A 14,650-nucleotide genomic window follows, 5' to 3' on the forward strand; every position below is an offset into this window, starting at 1 on the left:
CTTAATGGTTACCATACTTCAACTAGAAACAGCTACACAGGTATGCTCTGCTGCATTATCTGTCAACGGAGAGACAATTGCGCTAAAAGAACTTGCTGCTCAGAATATTCATGCAGGCAGTCTGACTTTATTTATTCAGGCAGTGATGGAAAAAGCAGGACTATCTTTTGCTGATCTTGATGCGATTGCGGTAAGTAAAGGGCCAGGTTCTTATACAGGACTGAGAATTGGTGTATCTACAGCTAAAGGTCTTTGTTTTGCGCTCGATAAACCTCTGATCGGAGTTGATACGCTGAAAATGATGACTAAAGGGTATTTACTGACAGATGAAAACTATACAGGCCTGGTTTGTCCAATGATTGATGCCCGCAGGATGGAAGTATTTACCGGATTGTATGATAGCAGGCTGGCTGAGGTGTTAGCGGTTGAAGCGAAAATCATTGATGAAACTTCCTACCAGGAGCAATTAAGCGATCAGCTGATTACTTTTATTGGCGATGGGGCGATGAAATGCAGTGAGACTATATTGTCTCCGAATGCGAGGTTCTCTGACCTTAATTTTAACTCTGCGACTCATATGAGCCAATTGGCTTTTGAGGCTTTTAAAACGAATGATTTTGAAGATGTAGCATATTTTGAGCCTTATTATCTGAAAGATTTTGTCATTACACAAGCGAAAAAGAAGGTCTGATCAGCAGCACTGTAATTAAACAGTGCTTATTTCTTTTTGAATATCCCGAATAATTTACTGAAGAACCCTCTTCTATCGGCATCATCTCCAACTCCTGGCATATAACTGCTGTTTTGTGGATGCTCTACCGTATATCCGAATTTTATACCAACGCCCATATAGACAGAAGCGCCCGCATAACTATTGTTTGTGGTGCCGGGCTGCTGGTTATAAGCTGCAGATTTCAATACGTTATCACTACCCAGGAAAAATTCAAAATTTGGGGTCTGGTATTTTGCCTGAGTCCCTAACATCATAAACCCATTTAAGTTATAGATAGGGGATAAGCTCACTGAAAATTCATCATAGGAGAAATTATTGACCAGTGCGATGTCACCGCCTTTATTCCAGAGATTTTTAGAAATGATGAAATTTGGCGTATAAAAGTCGAATTTTTTGGAAATAAGAAAGTCTGTTTTCGCATTTGTAGCCGTATAAAATGCATGCTGCTCATCACGGTCAATGAATTGATCCTCAAATTTTTGCTGTAATTCTTTACCCGAAGAAAGGTTATTTACAACGACTTCCCCATTAGGTACAAAAATAGAATGTGAGTTCTTATTCCACCTGATAAAACCTAAATCCTTGACGCTTCCCATCAGGAAGAAACCTGTTTTTGAAGTATAGGTCGTACCAAAACCGACAGATAAACCCGGGTTTTTAAAATCGGGAATCAAGGTGTTAAAGTCCAGTTCTTTTGCCCGTAGAAAGTTGGATTGGTAAGTGCCCTTAAACCCAATGGTAAGCTGGTCATTAGCTCCAGGATTACCATTAAACTGAATATCTGATTGTGTAATGTTAATTTTATTATAGGTTATTCCGCTGAGTAAACTCAACTTTACACCAAAGGCAAGTTGTTTATCTACGTTTTCTCTGTAGTTCATACTGAACTGATGGTAAGACTGGCCATATCCATTTCCATTAAATGGAGAATCCTGACTTTTATTAAATCTTCTGTAATCGTCAAAAGCAACCAGGGTTTCATTGGTATAATCGGCATAGGCATCTGAGCGCATCTGCCACGAAAAACCTAATTCCTGATGATCTTTATAAGATTTAAAAATTCTGAATGTAAATAGGTAGATATTGGAACCCTGATAGCCCTGGTTCCTGGCGTTATTGCCAATGGGAATGCCAGAAGTATTGTAACTGCGGTCATGGATATAAGATCGCAAACCGAAGTTTGCATCTCCTTTATTTGCTGCATTCAGGCCGAAATAAGGAAGTAGAAAATTGGATGCATACTGACGGGAAGAATCGAGTACAAATGCTTTTTGAGCAGGGTTCTCAAAAGCATCGAATAATGTCTTGGTATTAAACAGCCCATACTGCTGTGCTTTAATTTGGGTAGATAGAATAAAAAAAAGACTTAGTAGAAGGTATCTTTTTGCCATAAGCTGAAAACTCTGATAAATATGGGAATTAATATATTAGATAATGACTATTAATTTGTTAAATTTTCAAGTGTATCCGGAATTGCTGCAGGCATTGTGTTGAGCAGAAGATTAGTTTGAAAGGCTCCTTGATCACCACTAAGCTGATAAACAAAGGAGGTAAATTGTTCTAGTCCCTGTTTTTTGATATAGTGATTATAATATGGGGTATATATAGCTTTCCTTACCAGGTTTTCGGAATTTTTGCGGTTCACATAATAAGTAATATTTGCCGTTTTCGAGATCTGACTATATACATTAATATAATCGGGTGTATTGATCAGTAATTTATTGTGGTGATAGTCATTCAAAAAGGATTGCAATGCACCCGGCTGATTTGAAAATACCATATAATTATCTATTATCGTATAATATGGTCTGCTAAAGGATTTAAAAGGTTCACCGAAATAACAATATAAAAGACCTGATTTTTTAAATCTTTTGATATCCTGGTTATAATCGTCACTCATATCCAGCAGCAACTGTTCTACTTTATCGCCATTGGTCAGGTTAATAGCTGCCATATTTTCTGCTGATTTAAGCTGGAAAGAAATCAACTGATTTTGAAAATACACGGGGAATATCTTTTCTGCATCCAGATGATATTCTTTATTAAAACTATTGATCGTATTTTTAATCTTCTGATCTTCTTTGTGAAGGGTAAACCAGTTAGCCAGTTCTTTTCTCCAGGCTGTATAGCTGGTTAAGGCATATAATTGGAAATTTGCGGTGTTTTCAGGCAGTAAGTTATCAATGCTGTTTTTCTGAGGGGCCAGTGCGGCAAAAAGGGTCAGATAACTTTTCTTATCATTGAGCTGTGTCCCTCCGTTAAAGAAAACTCTTTCTTTACTGAAATTGTAATTCAGGACAGCAAATGAGTTTTGATGATTAAGAGCAGACAGCGGACCGTTCAGGTTACCGGGTAACATTGATTTAAGCAGCGCAGGTATTTTGTTAAAGTCAATGTAAAGGTTTCCCAGGCTGTTTCTGCTAAACTTATTGCTGGATTTGATATAAGTTACAAACTGGTTATTCTCTTCATTTGATACGCTTGTTGCTGCAGCTTTTACCGGTGCTGCACTGTTGGATAGTAAAATCAGGTTCTTTTCAATATTCAGATAAAAACTGGCACTATCATTTAATATTAAATGAAGCATTCCGTTTTCCTGGTTAACATTGATCCCGGCCGATTTCAGTGCAGCATACAATTTTGGTTTTTCAAGTTCGTCGTTTAACTGCGTACTGATCAGATAATCTATTTCTTTGTTTTTTCCTGCAGAAAAGCTGATAAAAACTTTTCTATTACCAATCAGATTATTGACTGCAGGATTAGTAATCAGTTTGTTTTTCAACAGGCTCAGCTGATTGAATTTCTCTTGTCCCAGCAGTTTTTGAAAAAAGTCCTGTCCTTTTAGAATGTCGAATATGCTTTTATCATTCTGCATACAGAAGATCAGACCGGAATTTGCTGTTGCAGCATATAAACTGGTCTCCTTATAGGTGGTTTCCTGGTTCAATTTTGAGAAATACAGGTATGCCATACCCACAATTGCTGCGAATAGAGTAAAAAGAGTGAGGTATATCTTCTTCATTTGTGTTTGAGCATCTGCTTAAAACTTAAATTAAGCAGGCTCTATGCAAATTTAAGCTAATTGTTGGTCATTAGGTGATATTTTCTTTCTTAAACAGGGATAACCTGACCGGAGGTCTTACTGATGCTTTAAATGAGCGGCTTTCAGTGTATTGAAATGGAAATAGAGAGGAAGTGATGAACAAATAGTCGAAATTGTATTAAAACAGCACTGCAGCGATATTAGAAGGACGTTGGAAGGACCAGAGTCCTTGCAAGGTCCTTCCAACGTCATTCCAATGCCCTTCCAAGGGCCTTTCAATAGGTTTCAGTGTACTTTTTCATCTCTTTGTTAATCACTTTCTTAAGGTCAGCCCCATATTTTGCTGTTTTAAAAAAAAGATATTTTTCAAGGGATTAAAAATCCGGTTTTCGGGTGATGAAGAACTGTTCATCTACAAGCAGATCTGCTGGTTATACCACAAAGAATAAAAATGACTTTGATGGAATAAAGGTCAAAAATAAATAATTTACAGATAGAATTAACTAAAATGCATTTAGGTTGCGTAATTTTGTAAGGCTGGAATTAAGACTAAACGAATGAATAGAAGGATAATTTTAACAGCTTCTTTTTTTGGAGCATTGGCGGTAATATTAGGTGCGTTTGGTGCACATGGATTGAAAAATGTTCTTTCTGCTGATCAGCTGACCATTTGGGCTAAAGGGGTCGAGTATCAGTTTTATCATACTTTTGCGCTGTTATTCCTGTCTACATTTGCCAGGTTTAGAAATAAACTGGTTGATTTTGCCTATTACTGTTTTACCATCGGGATTCTGTTTTTCTCCGGATCACTTTATCTGCTGGCTACCCGTGAGGTACTGCAGTTAAGCTGGATAAATATAGTTGGGCCGATTACGCCTTTAGGAGGATTATTATTAGTTACAGGCTGGATTTTTCTATTTTTCGCCGCCTTAAAAAACAGATAAATGCAGGAATTTAATGATATTGATTTTACGGAGAGAGATACGCTGTTCATAGAAGTTATTTTACCGTTATCTCTTCCAAAAAACTATATCTATCGTGTTCCGTTTGACCTGAATGAGCATACCGCTGTCGGTAAAAGGGTAATCGTACAGTTTGGGAAAAATAAAATTTATACTGCACTGATCAAGAGTATCAGTCAGACTGCACCAGCTTTATACCAGGCTAAATATATCATTGATGTGATAGACGAACATCCTGTTGTCAATCACATGCAGTTGCAGTTCTGGGACTGGATGACAGCTTATTATTTGTGTAATGAGGGTGAAGTGATGTCTGCTGCACTGCCTGCAGGATTAAAGCTGGCCAGTGAAACTATCATTATCATCCGGGAAGAAGTTTCTTTAACAGACCTTGAAATTACGGATAAAGAACATATACTGATTACTGCACTGGAGAAGCAAAAACGGCTTACAGTAGACCAGATTTCAAAATTATTAGGGCAGAAAACTGTTTTTCCGCTGATCAGATCTCTTTTAGATAAAGAGGTCATTTATATCGCTGAAGAAGTTGTAGAAAAATACAAACCTTTATTAAAATCATATATTACTCTGAATCCATTTTATTCGGAAGAAGAGAATTTTAAACATCTTTTTGAAATACTGGAGCGTGCCCCAAAACAACTGGATGCATTGCTGACTTATATTAAACTCTCCAAATCCGGAATTGAAATATCAAGACAGCAGTTACTGGAAGACAGCAGCTGTGGTCAGCCAGCATTGAAATCCTTACTGGATAAGGAGATCTTTTTCCTGAAAAAGAAAGTGGTAAGCCGTTTGAATGATGAATCTGATGATATGATTCTCAATTTTAAGCTCAGTGCTGCTCAAAGTGTCGCCCTGCAAAGGATCGAAACTGAATTTCAGACCAAAGATGTTGTTTTATTGCATGGAATAACTGCCTCTGGTAAAACCCAGGTTTATATCAAACTGATTGAACAGGCCATTGAAAAAGGTGGACAGGTGTTGTTTTTATTACCGGAAATTGCATTGACTACACAGATTGTTGAAAGAATAAAGCGCTATTTTGGAGATGCTATCGGGGTGTATCATTCAAAATTTAATGACAATGAACGTGTAGAAATCTGGAACAGCGTGATGAACGGTAAATATAAGATCGTTCTGGGAGCCCGTTCTGCTGTGTTTTTGCCTTTTAAAGATTTAAAACTGATTGTCGTTGATGAAGAACATGAGTCTTCTTATAAACAAAATGAACCTGCTCCGAGATACCAGGCAAGGGATGCCGCTGTTTACCTGGCACATCTGCATCAGTCAAAAATTATCCTCGGATCGGCCACGCCATCTATTGAAAGTTATTATAATGCTTTAAATAATAAATATGGTTTAGTGACGCTGAATGAGCGTTTTGGCGGCGTAGAACTTCCGGTTCAGGAAGTTGTCGGGATTGCTGAAGAAACCAAGAAAAAGAAAATGGTTTCTTATTTCTCCAGTGTATTGATTGATGATATTACAGCTACGCTGGAAAGAAAAGAACAGGTTATTCTTTTTCAGAACCGCCGGGGCTATGCAACCATATTGATTTGTAAGACCTGCGGTTTTGCACCGAAATGTGTGAACTGTGATGTAAGTCTGACTTTTCATAAAAGCAGCGGCAAATTACATTGTCACTATTGCGGTTATCATGAAAGCAGTATGAATATTTGTCCGGCCTGTGGTTCTGTACATATTGAACAAAAGGGATTCGGGACTGAAAGAGTAGAAGAAGAGCTGAGCCTGATCTTCCCGGATGTCAAAATTGCCAGGCTGGATGTAGACAGTACAAGAACAAAAAATAGTCTCCAGAAGATTATTGGTGATTTCCAGGAGAAGAAAACGGATATCCTGATTGGTACACAAATGGTCGCTAAGGGACTAGATTTTGAAAATGTCACTTTAATTGGTGTCATTAATGCGGATACTTTATTGAATTATCCTGATTTCAGGGCTTTTGAGCGTAGTTTTCAACTACTGGCACAAGTAGCAGGCCGTGCAGGCAGAAGGGATAAACAGGGTAAGGTATGTATCCAGGCTTATGATGCTGATCACCGCATTATTAAACAAGTAGTTGATAATAATTATCTGGAAATGTATAAGGATGAAATTGCTGAACGTAAACAGTTTCATTATCCGCCTTTTACCAGACTGATATTTATCAATATAAAACATAAAGATTCCAATTTGCTGAATGCCGCCGCTGCCAGGTTTGCCACTATGCTGAGGGTACAGCTTGGAAGCAGGGTACTGGGGCCGGAACAACCTTTGGTTTCACGGATCAGAAATTATTATATCAAACAGCTGATTATCAAATCGGATAAAACAACAGCTATTCAGAAAGTTAAAGCTGTGCTTAAACAAACAATCACGGACTTTAATGCAGAGAACACTTTTAAAGGTGTAATCATACAAATTGATGTAGACCCTTATTAAATTAATTTCTGCTTCCCAGATGTATCTGTATACCTACAGTTAGCGGGCTAAACAGAAACTCTTTTTTAGCTTCGGAATTTTCTGTCATCAGGGCTGAAGAGTTTTGTGTAATCAGACGGGTATGTAAACTGGAATAATAGAATTCCAGGCTGCCTTCTGCAAAAAGGGAAAGCATTTCTATAGGGGTGATCCTTATACCCAGTGAGGGAACTAATACCAAACCGCTTTTTGTAGTTTCCAACTGAGATACTGAAGCGGTAACCCTTTGCAGGTTTACCGTGTTCTGTATCCCCTGAAAACGATTATAGCGGTATCCAATGTCAAAGGCGAAATAAGGTTGTATCCACGAATAACTGATGCTTTTCTCAAATCCCAGTTTAACTTCATAATCTGTGACTTTTCCCTGATCAATATTGCAATTGTTACAGTCGTTTTGAAAGTCTATGGATTGATTGAGAAATCTTCCACTCAGCCGGTAATTAATCTGTCTGTCATCAATTTTAAATATGCCACCATTGATAGAGGTATGGATATATTTCAGTGGGTTCTGGTCAGCTATCCTTGGCAGCTGCAGGATACTGAAAGCACTCAATCCCAAACTGTAAATACTGTTTGCCTGAGAGAATGCATGCAAAGAAAGAAATAAAAACAAGCAGGTTGAGAGCAATCCCTGTTTCATAAGGTGTTAATTATCATTTAGATATATAAAAATATATAATATTTTGTAGCAGATCTGCAAATATGCCCCAGATTTTTTTTAATGTATTTATAAGTAATTTTTATGTTATTATTGAAATAATCCTGGTGTTTTATCTTTAACAGGTCAAATATTTTTTCTTTTTCTTAATGCCCCTATATTTTGTTTAGGATTTGATTTGTTGGACTTTACGCTTGTCAGGTTAAATTCATTCAATTAAAACCTGAAAAATCGGTTTCAAAGAAGTATTTTTGAAATCAATGGCGTATAAGTTTGTAGATAATTACCGGGAAAGGGGAGCGAGGAAGAAATTGGTTGAGCATCTTAAATCAAGAGGCATCACAGATGATCGCGTTCTTCAGGCAATCGGAGTCGTACCAAGACATTTTTTCTTTGATGAAACGTTCTGGAACCAGGCCTATAAAGACATTGCTTTTCCAATTGGCGATGGACAAACCATTTCTCAGCCCTATACAGTAGCTTATCAGAGTGAACTGCTTCATATCAGTAAAGGTGATAGAGTACTGGAAATAGGAACAGGCTCAGGTTATCAGACCTGTATTCTGATGGAACTGGGCGCTGAGGTATTTACCATTGAAAGACAGGAAAGCATTTATAAGCATACACTTAAGGTATTACCTGGAATGGGCTATAACGCAAATTTCTTTTATGGTGATGGCTCAATGGGCATCGCAGAACATGCACCTTATCATAAAATTATTGTCACAGCTGGAGCCCCTTTTGTTCCCGAGATCTTATTGAAACAGCTTAAAATTGGCGGAATGCTGGTTATTCCGGTAGGAAATGAGCATTCGCAAGTGATGGTTACTGTGATCCGCGTCAGTGAAACTGAATATGAGAAGTTTGAACTGGATACTTTCAGATTTGTACCCTTAGTAGGAGACCAGGCCTGGTAATTTAGCCTTTCATAGCCCGGTCCATTTCACGTTTAGATTCACGGTCTTTGATGCTGTCTCTTTTATCAAAGTCTTTCTTTCCTTGTGCTAAAGCAATTTCTATTTTAGCAAAACCTCTTTCATTTGTGAAAATACGAAGTGGAACAATGGTATATCCTTTTTCTTCACTTCTGAACTTCAGCTTTTTAAGTTCCTTTTTTTGCAATAATAACACACGGTCACGTTTAATATCATGATGATGAAATGAACTGTGGCTGTATTCTGAGATATGAAGATTTCTAACGTATAGTATATTACCAATAAACATACAGAAGGCGTCTGTCATATTAGCTTTTCCTTGTCTGATTGCTTTAATTTCTGTTCCTAATAAAGCCAGGCCAGCATTGTATTTATCAACAACATGGTAATCGAAGTATGCTCTTTTATTTTTTATTTGAATGTCGTTCGTCATAGAATCAGCTAATATCAGAAAGAATTGCCGATTTACTGCAATTCTTTCTGAATTTTACAATGTATATAGGATTCTTTAACCAGTTACAGAAGATTATCTGACTACCAGTACCGGAATAGTGATTTTATGTCTTACCGCATCTACGGTAGTACCAAATATCAGATCTTTTAATCCTTTGTGACCATGAGCGCCCATCACCAGCAGTTGTAAATCGTTGGTTTTAGTGATCTCTGCAATTGCACGCGGGGCACCTCCAAACCCTATATGCGGTATGCCGTGATACCCCAGATCAGCAAGGTTCTGACAGTATTTTTTAAGGTTCTCTGCATCACTCAGTGTCTCATGATCAAGTGCTGCTTCTCCATGATATCTTGCGCCGGCAGTTTCAACAATATGTATCAAATGATAATCTGCTTTTTTTCCCCCCTGTATCAGTGCATGTCTGATCGTATTTAAATCATTTTTAGAAAAGTCAACTGTAATACCAATTCTGAGGTAGTGAATCTGTGCAATGGTATCGATATCCAATGCACTGCCATGAGGAATGTTTTTCTCTGCACGGGCTTTAGAACCGAATATAGGATAGATAAAAACATATAACAGCAACAGACCAATCAGAATGGCTACTGGTATAATCAGAACATAAATATACCATCCGTTTGAAGTATTTGCCCAGCCTGAAATTTCTTCGATAACGAGTTTAATATTCAGTACTACAATTAATGCGGCACTGATCCATGCGAGTATTTTGACCCATAGTTTAATGGCAAAACCTTTCATTTCTTTTTTGTCCGAAGTGAAGTGGATCAGCGGGATCACAGCGAAGCCTAGCTGTAAACTCAATACCACCTGACTTAAAATCAGTAAACCGCTTAATGCATCATTACCGAAATATAAAATAGTGAAAAAGGCGGGGATGATGGCTAGTAAACGGGTAATCAGACGGCGCAACCAGGGTTGGATTCTAAGGTTTAAATGACCTTCCATTACAATCTGCCCGGCAAGTGTACCTGTAATTGTGGAGCTTTGACCGGCAGCGATTAACGCAATGGCAAAAAGACTTGGGGCAACACCGCCAAAAATATTTCCCAGCAATTTATAGGCATCCTGTATTTCTGCAACTTCATGCATTCCGTTTTTATAAAAAGCGGCAGCGGCAAGAATCAAAATGGCTGCATTGACAAAAAAAGCAAGGTTCAATGCAACTGCTGTATCAATGAAGTTGAATTTTATCGCTTCTTTGATCCCCTTATCATCTCTCTCGAATTTCCTGGTCTGCACCAGTGAAGAGTGCAGGTAAAGATTATGAGGCATGACTGTTGCCCCGATAATTCCAATCGCAATATATAAGGCCTGCCCTGACAATACGGAAGGCTGTAAGCCTTTGACGATCTCTTTTAAGGAGGGCTCAACGATAAACATCTCTACTAAAAAGGAGATGCCGACAATAAAAACCATAGAGACAATGAAAACTTCCATTTTACGCATTCCTTTATTCATCAGGAAGAGCAGGAGTACGGTGTCAAAAATAGTAATACTGATCCCCCAGATGAGCGGCAGACCGAAAAGCAAGTTTAAACCGATGGCCATTCCTATGATTTCGGCAAGGTCACAGGCTACAATTGCGGTCTGGGCCAAACCAAATAGTGGGATATTAACCCATTTGGGATAAGCATTTCTGGAGGCTTGCGCCAGATCCAGGCCTCTTACGATACCCAGTCTTGCACTGAGTGACTGTAAAAGTAAGGCGATTAAATTTGACATCAGTAATACCCAGATTAACTGATAGCCGAACTTGCTGCCTCCGGCAAGATCTGTGGCCCAGTTTCCGGGGTCCATATAACCGACACTGACCAGGTAGGCGGGGCCAATAAATGATAATATCTTTCTCCATCCTTTACGCTTACCGGTATCTACGCTTTGATGTACTTCACTTAATGATTCTGAATTCTTCATTAGCTCTTTTAATAATTATGCTGCAGGTTCTGATTTGTTATTCTATAATTTAATAAGGATATGCTCGGCTACTTTTCTGCTGACATTAATCCTTTGCGTACCGACCATTAATTCTACGGAGCCGTCATAGTCTGTAATTTCCAGAACCGTCAGGGGAACGCCTATCGTTAAACCCAGTTTTTCGAGATGAATTAAAAAAGGGGAGGAATGTTCGCTTACACCAATGATAATTCCGCTTTTTCCGCTGGTCATATGATGAAGATGTACGTTTTCTGAGGGTTCGAAGTTTCCATCTTTGTCAGGAATGGGATCACCATGAGGATCTCTCTTGGGAAAACCCAGAAAATCGTCTAATCTTTCTACCAAAACCGGAGAATTAATGTGTTCCAGCTCTTCGGCAATATCATGCACTTCATCCCATCTGAATTTGAGTTTGTCTACTAAAAAGACTTCCCATAAACGGTGTTTCCGGATAACTTTAATCGCAGCAGCTCTTCCTTTTTCAGTTAAAGTTACTCCCTGGTATTTAATATAATCTATTAACTTTTTGTCTGACAGCTTTTTAAGCATGTCTGTAACTGAAGCCGCTTTGGTGTTCATCCCATTGGCAATGGCATTGGTTTGTACCGTACCGGTATCCGCCTGGGACAGGTGATAAATGACTTTGAGGTAATTTTCTTCGGTGAATGAATGCATTGTATTGACCTAATAATAGTTTTAGATAAATCTAAAAATTTTTAGATAAAATAAAGCATAATTTTTATGTTTATTTTTAGAATTAAATTTGGTAAATAAGGTGTTCTTATTCTACCTTTGGGTTCAAGATCGCAAAAATGGCAGCAGAATTAGATAAGATAGATTTTAAAATACTTAAACTTTTACAGGAAAACGGCAGAATCACCAATTTGCTTTTATCGCAGGAAATTGGTTTATCACCAGCGCCTACTCTGGAAAGAGTAAGAAAACTGGAGATGTCAGGTTTCATTAAAAGTTACCATGCATTGGTAGATGAAGAGAAACTGGGATTGGGAATTAAAACGTTTATCCAGGTACAACTGGATTTTCATAAGAATAATACGATTCAGATATTCCTTGATGAGGTCAATCAGATTAAAGAAATTACAGAATGTCACCACGTAACGGGACAGGCAGATTTTCTTTTGAAAGTATATGTAAGCGATATTAAGGCTTACGAGCGTTTAATTATGGACAAAATCAGTAAGATCAGCGTCGTGAAGACTTTTCAGACGATGATGATTATGTCGACGACTAAGAAGGAACCGATAGTTCCATTAGAATACTAATAAATTAACTGGCGGATCAGCTGATCTGCCAGTTAATTGGTTTTTTACCTTCAGCAATTAAGATCTCATTTGTTTTAGAGAAATGTTTACAGCCGAAAAATCCGGTATAAGCAGAAAATGGAGAGGGATGTGCAGATTTTAAAACTGTATGTTTCTTCTCATCAATCAGTATAGCTTTTTGCTGTGCAAATTTACCCCATAACAGAAATACCAATCCCGTTTTCTTTTCAGATAGCTGACTGATAGCCTGATCTGTAAATGCTTCCCAGCCTTTGCCCTGATGAGAGCCTGGCTCATGCGCTCTTACAGTAAGTGATGCGTTAAGTAATAAAACACCTTCATCGGCCCATTGGGTAAGGTTCCCATGATTTGGGGTTTTGAAGCCTTCTATGTCTGTTTCCAGTTCCTTATAAATATTCTTTAGGGATGGGGGAGTCGCTACTCCTTTCTGAACAGAGAAAGAAAGACCATGCGCCTGGCCATCTCCATGGTAGGGGTCCTGACCTAAGATTACGACTTCGACTTTGTCAAATGGGGTATGATTAAAGGCATTGAATATATCTGCGCCTTTAGGAAATACTTTTTTCCCTGTTTCTTTCTCTTGTAAAAGGAAAGCTTTCAGGTTTTTCATGTATTCCTTTTCAAATTCAGGTTCCAGGACATTTAACCAGCCCGGTTCTAGTGCTGCTGACATTCTTTATTGTTTTTTGTTAAGTATTTCAATTATATCGTTTTCCAGGGTATCCAGCGGCCATTCTGTAATCCTGCCTATTTCTTTTTGATGGGCAGTGATGATGAAGGTAGGCACCCGGTCAATATTCAGGTTGTCGGTTAAACCATGTGCTGCTTTTTTTGAAGCGTCAACAAAGATCAGGGTGATTTGTTTTTCGCTTACTCCTGATTCATCAAGGACTTTATAAAAATGAGGCACTTGTAATCTGCTGTCACCGCACCAGGTACCCATGACGATAATTATGTTTTTATCAATGAGTAATGTTTTTAGCTGTTGTATGGCAGCAGGATCGGGTTGATAAAAAGGGTATTCCAGATCGTACTTCTCTTTCATTTCGGGAGATTCCAGCAGTTTCTCTCTTGCAGCTATATCGGACATATCTTTATTTTACCTTTAATTTTAGATTTTAAGCCTTTGCTGAACCTGTCTTAAGCATTATTCTTTCAGCTTCGGGGCACAGGGCAAAGATAAGCAACAGAATGAGATAAAATTTTTTAGTACCTGTTTAAATTTAGATGATAAAATTGTTTATTGCTTGTCTGATTTTTGGTATATAAACACGATATTTGCACGAAATAATTAAAAATAGATATGCCAAACATAGTAAGACTTATCGCAGCTTTTGTGATACTGGGGGGTGCGGTAGCACTTATGATTTTCGGTTTTTGGGGTTGGGGAGTTTTAGCTGTATTGATTAGTATCCTGATCGTTGCTACTTTTTTCTACAACGAAAACATGCTGCTTGCACAATGGTTTTTACGTAAAGATGATATGCCTAAAGCTGAGCGCTTTTTAAATAGAATAACAAATTATGAAACTCAGCTGATCAGACCTCAGCATGGTTACTATCAATTGTTAATCGGTCTGATTGAATCAAGAAAAGCACCAATGCAGTCTGAAAAGTATTTTAAGAAAGCTTTAGCCTTAGGAATGCAGATGGATCACAATATCGCCCTTGCAAAATTAAGCTTAGCTGGTATTTCAATGGGTAAGCGTAACAAAAGAGAAGCTCAGATGTATCTGACAGAGGCTAAGAAAGCTGATAAAAATAAATTACTTGCCGATCAGATCAAACAAATGAAAGATCAGCTGGGTATGCTTGATAAGCAACAGCAGGTAAGATATAGATAGTCCGTATAAAAGAATATAAAAAAAGCCGCATCACGTGGCTTTTTTTATTTATCGCTCAGACTGTCGAAAGTATCAACTGTTCCGAGTGCGCCACGGCTGATAATATCATCTTCCATGTATTCTTTCTTTTTGCTGAAAAACAATTGTTCAGATTGAATTCTTTTGATAAGCTGACGGATCAGGGACAGATCAAAGGCATCTTTGCTTAATTTTATGCAGTATTCGTTTTCAGTTATCTCAAGACTTGAATTATTCATAAC

At 38.0% G+C, this 14,650-nt stretch carries 15 protein-coding genes; 6 read left to right on the top strand and 9 right to left on the bottom strand.

Annotation, left to right across the window (positions count from 1 at the left end):
* The first annotated feature begins 4 nt into the window (after window positions 1–4).
* Window positions 5–691 (top strand): tRNA (adenosine(37)-N6)-threonylcarbamoyltransferase complex dimerization subunit type 1 TsaB, encoded by a 687-nt coding sequence (tsaB, locus tag HDE68_RS02570; protein WP_183878602.1) that lies wholly within the window; start codon window positions 5–7, stop codon window positions 689–691.
* A gap of 26 nt (window positions 692–717) precedes the next feature.
* On the opposite strand, the gene HDE68_RS02575 is transcribed toward tsaB, so the two are convergent.
* Both HDE68_RS02575 and HDE68_RS02580 read right to left on the bottom strand, forming a co-directional pair.
* Window positions 718–2,124: a DUF5723 family protein gene (locus tag HDE68_RS02575; RefSeq protein ID WP_183878604.1), complete on the bottom strand. Its 1,407-nt coding sequence runs from the start codon at window positions 2,122–2,124 to the stop codon at window positions 718–720.
* A gap of 50 nt (window positions 2,125–2,174) precedes the next feature.
* Window positions 2,175–3,755 (bottom strand): hypothetical protein, encoded by a 1,581-nt coding sequence (locus tag HDE68_RS02580; RefSeq protein ID WP_183878606.1) that lies wholly within the window; start codon window positions 3,753–3,755, stop codon window positions 2,175–2,177.
* A gap of 578 nt (window positions 3,756–4,333) precedes the next feature.
* On the opposite strand from HDE68_RS02580, the gene HDE68_RS02585 reads away from it, so the two are divergent.
* Window positions 4,334–4,720, top strand: a complete 387-nt coding sequence (locus tag HDE68_RS02585) for a DUF423 domain-containing protein (RefSeq protein WP_183878608.1) — start codon at window positions 4,334–4,336, stop codon at window positions 4,718–4,720.
* A complete protein-coding gene (gene priA, locus HDE68_RS02590) occupies window positions 4,721–7,201 on the top strand; it encodes a primosomal protein N' (protein ID WP_183878610.1) in 2,481 nt (826 codons plus the stop codon). It abuts the gene before it with no gap.
* A 1-nt stretch (window position 7,202) separates the two neighbouring features.
* On the opposite strand, the gene HDE68_RS02595 is transcribed toward priA, so the two are convergent.
* Complete coding sequence (locus HDE68_RS02595) at window positions 7,203–7,880, bottom strand: hypothetical protein (protein ID WP_183878612.1); 678 nt, start codon at window positions 7,878–7,880, stop codon at window positions 7,203–7,205.
* Window positions 7,881–8,158: 278 nt separating this feature from the next.
* Between HDE68_RS02595 and HDE68_RS02600 the strand changes: the two genes are divergently transcribed.
* On the top strand, window positions 8,159–8,815 hold the full coding sequence (locus tag HDE68_RS02600) for a protein-L-isoaspartate(D-aspartate) O-methyltransferase (RefSeq protein ID WP_183878613.1): 657 nt from the start codon (window positions 8,159–8,161) through the stop codon (window positions 8,813–8,815).
* Window position 8,816: 1 nt separating this feature from the next.
* Here HDE68_RS02600 and smpB read toward each other — a convergent pair whose 3' ends face one another.
* The 3 genes from smpB to HDE68_RS02615 form a co-directional block, all read right to left on the bottom strand.
* The gene (gene smpB, locus HDE68_RS02605; RefSeq protein WP_183878615.1) at window positions 8,817–9,266 is read right to left on the bottom strand and encodes an SsrA-binding protein SmpB; all 450 of its coding nucleotides are present in this window, start codon (window positions 9,264–9,266) and stop codon (window positions 8,817–8,819) included.
* Window positions 9,267–9,359: 93 nt separating this feature from the next.
* A complete protein-coding gene (locus tag HDE68_RS02610) occupies window positions 9,360–11,222 on the bottom strand; it encodes an Nramp family divalent metal transporter (RefSeq protein ID WP_183878617.1) in 1,863 nt (620 codons plus the stop codon).
* 42 nt (window positions 11,223–11,264) lie between these two features.
* Complete coding sequence (locus HDE68_RS02615; RefSeq protein WP_183878619.1) at window positions 11,265–11,918, bottom strand: metal-dependent transcriptional regulator; 654 nt, start codon at window positions 11,916–11,918, stop codon at window positions 11,265–11,267.
* A 137-nt stretch (window positions 11,919–12,055) separates the two neighbouring features.
* Here HDE68_RS02615 and HDE68_RS02620 point away from each other — a divergent pair, with 137 nt between their 5' ends.
* Window positions 12,056–12,526: an Lrp/AsnC family transcriptional regulator gene (locus HDE68_RS02620; protein ID WP_041884810.1), complete on the top strand. Its 471-nt coding sequence runs from the start codon at window positions 12,056–12,058 to the stop codon at window positions 12,524–12,526.
* Between the two features lie 16 nt (window positions 12,527–12,542).
* Here the strand turns inward: HDE68_RS02620 and ung are convergent, their stop codons facing one another.
* Together ung and HDE68_RS02630 are read right to left on the bottom strand one after the other, a co-directional pair.
* Window positions 12,543–13,220: a uracil-DNA glycosylase gene (gene ung / locus HDE68_RS02625; RefSeq protein WP_183878621.1), complete on the bottom strand. Its 678-nt coding sequence runs from the start codon at window positions 13,218–13,220 to the stop codon at window positions 12,543–12,545.
* A gap of 3 nt (window positions 13,221–13,223) precedes the next feature.
* Window positions 13,224–13,637, bottom strand: coding sequence for a thioredoxin family protein (locus HDE68_RS02630; RefSeq protein ID WP_183878623.1), 414 nt, complete (start codon window positions 13,635–13,637; stop codon window positions 13,224–13,226).
* Between the two features lie 213 nt (window positions 13,638–13,850).
* Between HDE68_RS02630 and HDE68_RS02635 the strand changes: the two genes are divergently transcribed.
* Window positions 13,851–14,390, top strand: coding sequence for a DUF2892 domain-containing protein (locus tag HDE68_RS02635; protein WP_183878625.1), 540 nt, complete (start codon window positions 13,851–13,853; stop codon window positions 14,388–14,390).
* 44 nt (window positions 14,391–14,434) lie between these two features.
* On the opposite strand, the gene HDE68_RS02640 is transcribed toward HDE68_RS02635, so the two are convergent.
* Complete coding sequence (locus tag HDE68_RS02640) at window positions 14,435–14,647, bottom strand: hypothetical protein (protein ID WP_183878627.1); 213 nt, start codon at window positions 14,645–14,647, stop codon at window positions 14,435–14,437.
* Window positions 14,648–14,650 lie beyond the last annotated feature (3 nt).

The organism is Pedobacter cryoconitis, from assembly GCF_014200605.1.
GTDB classification, from domain to species: domain Bacteria; phylum Bacteroidota; class Bacteroidia; order Sphingobacteriales; family Sphingobacteriaceae; genus Pedobacter; species Pedobacter cryoconitis_B.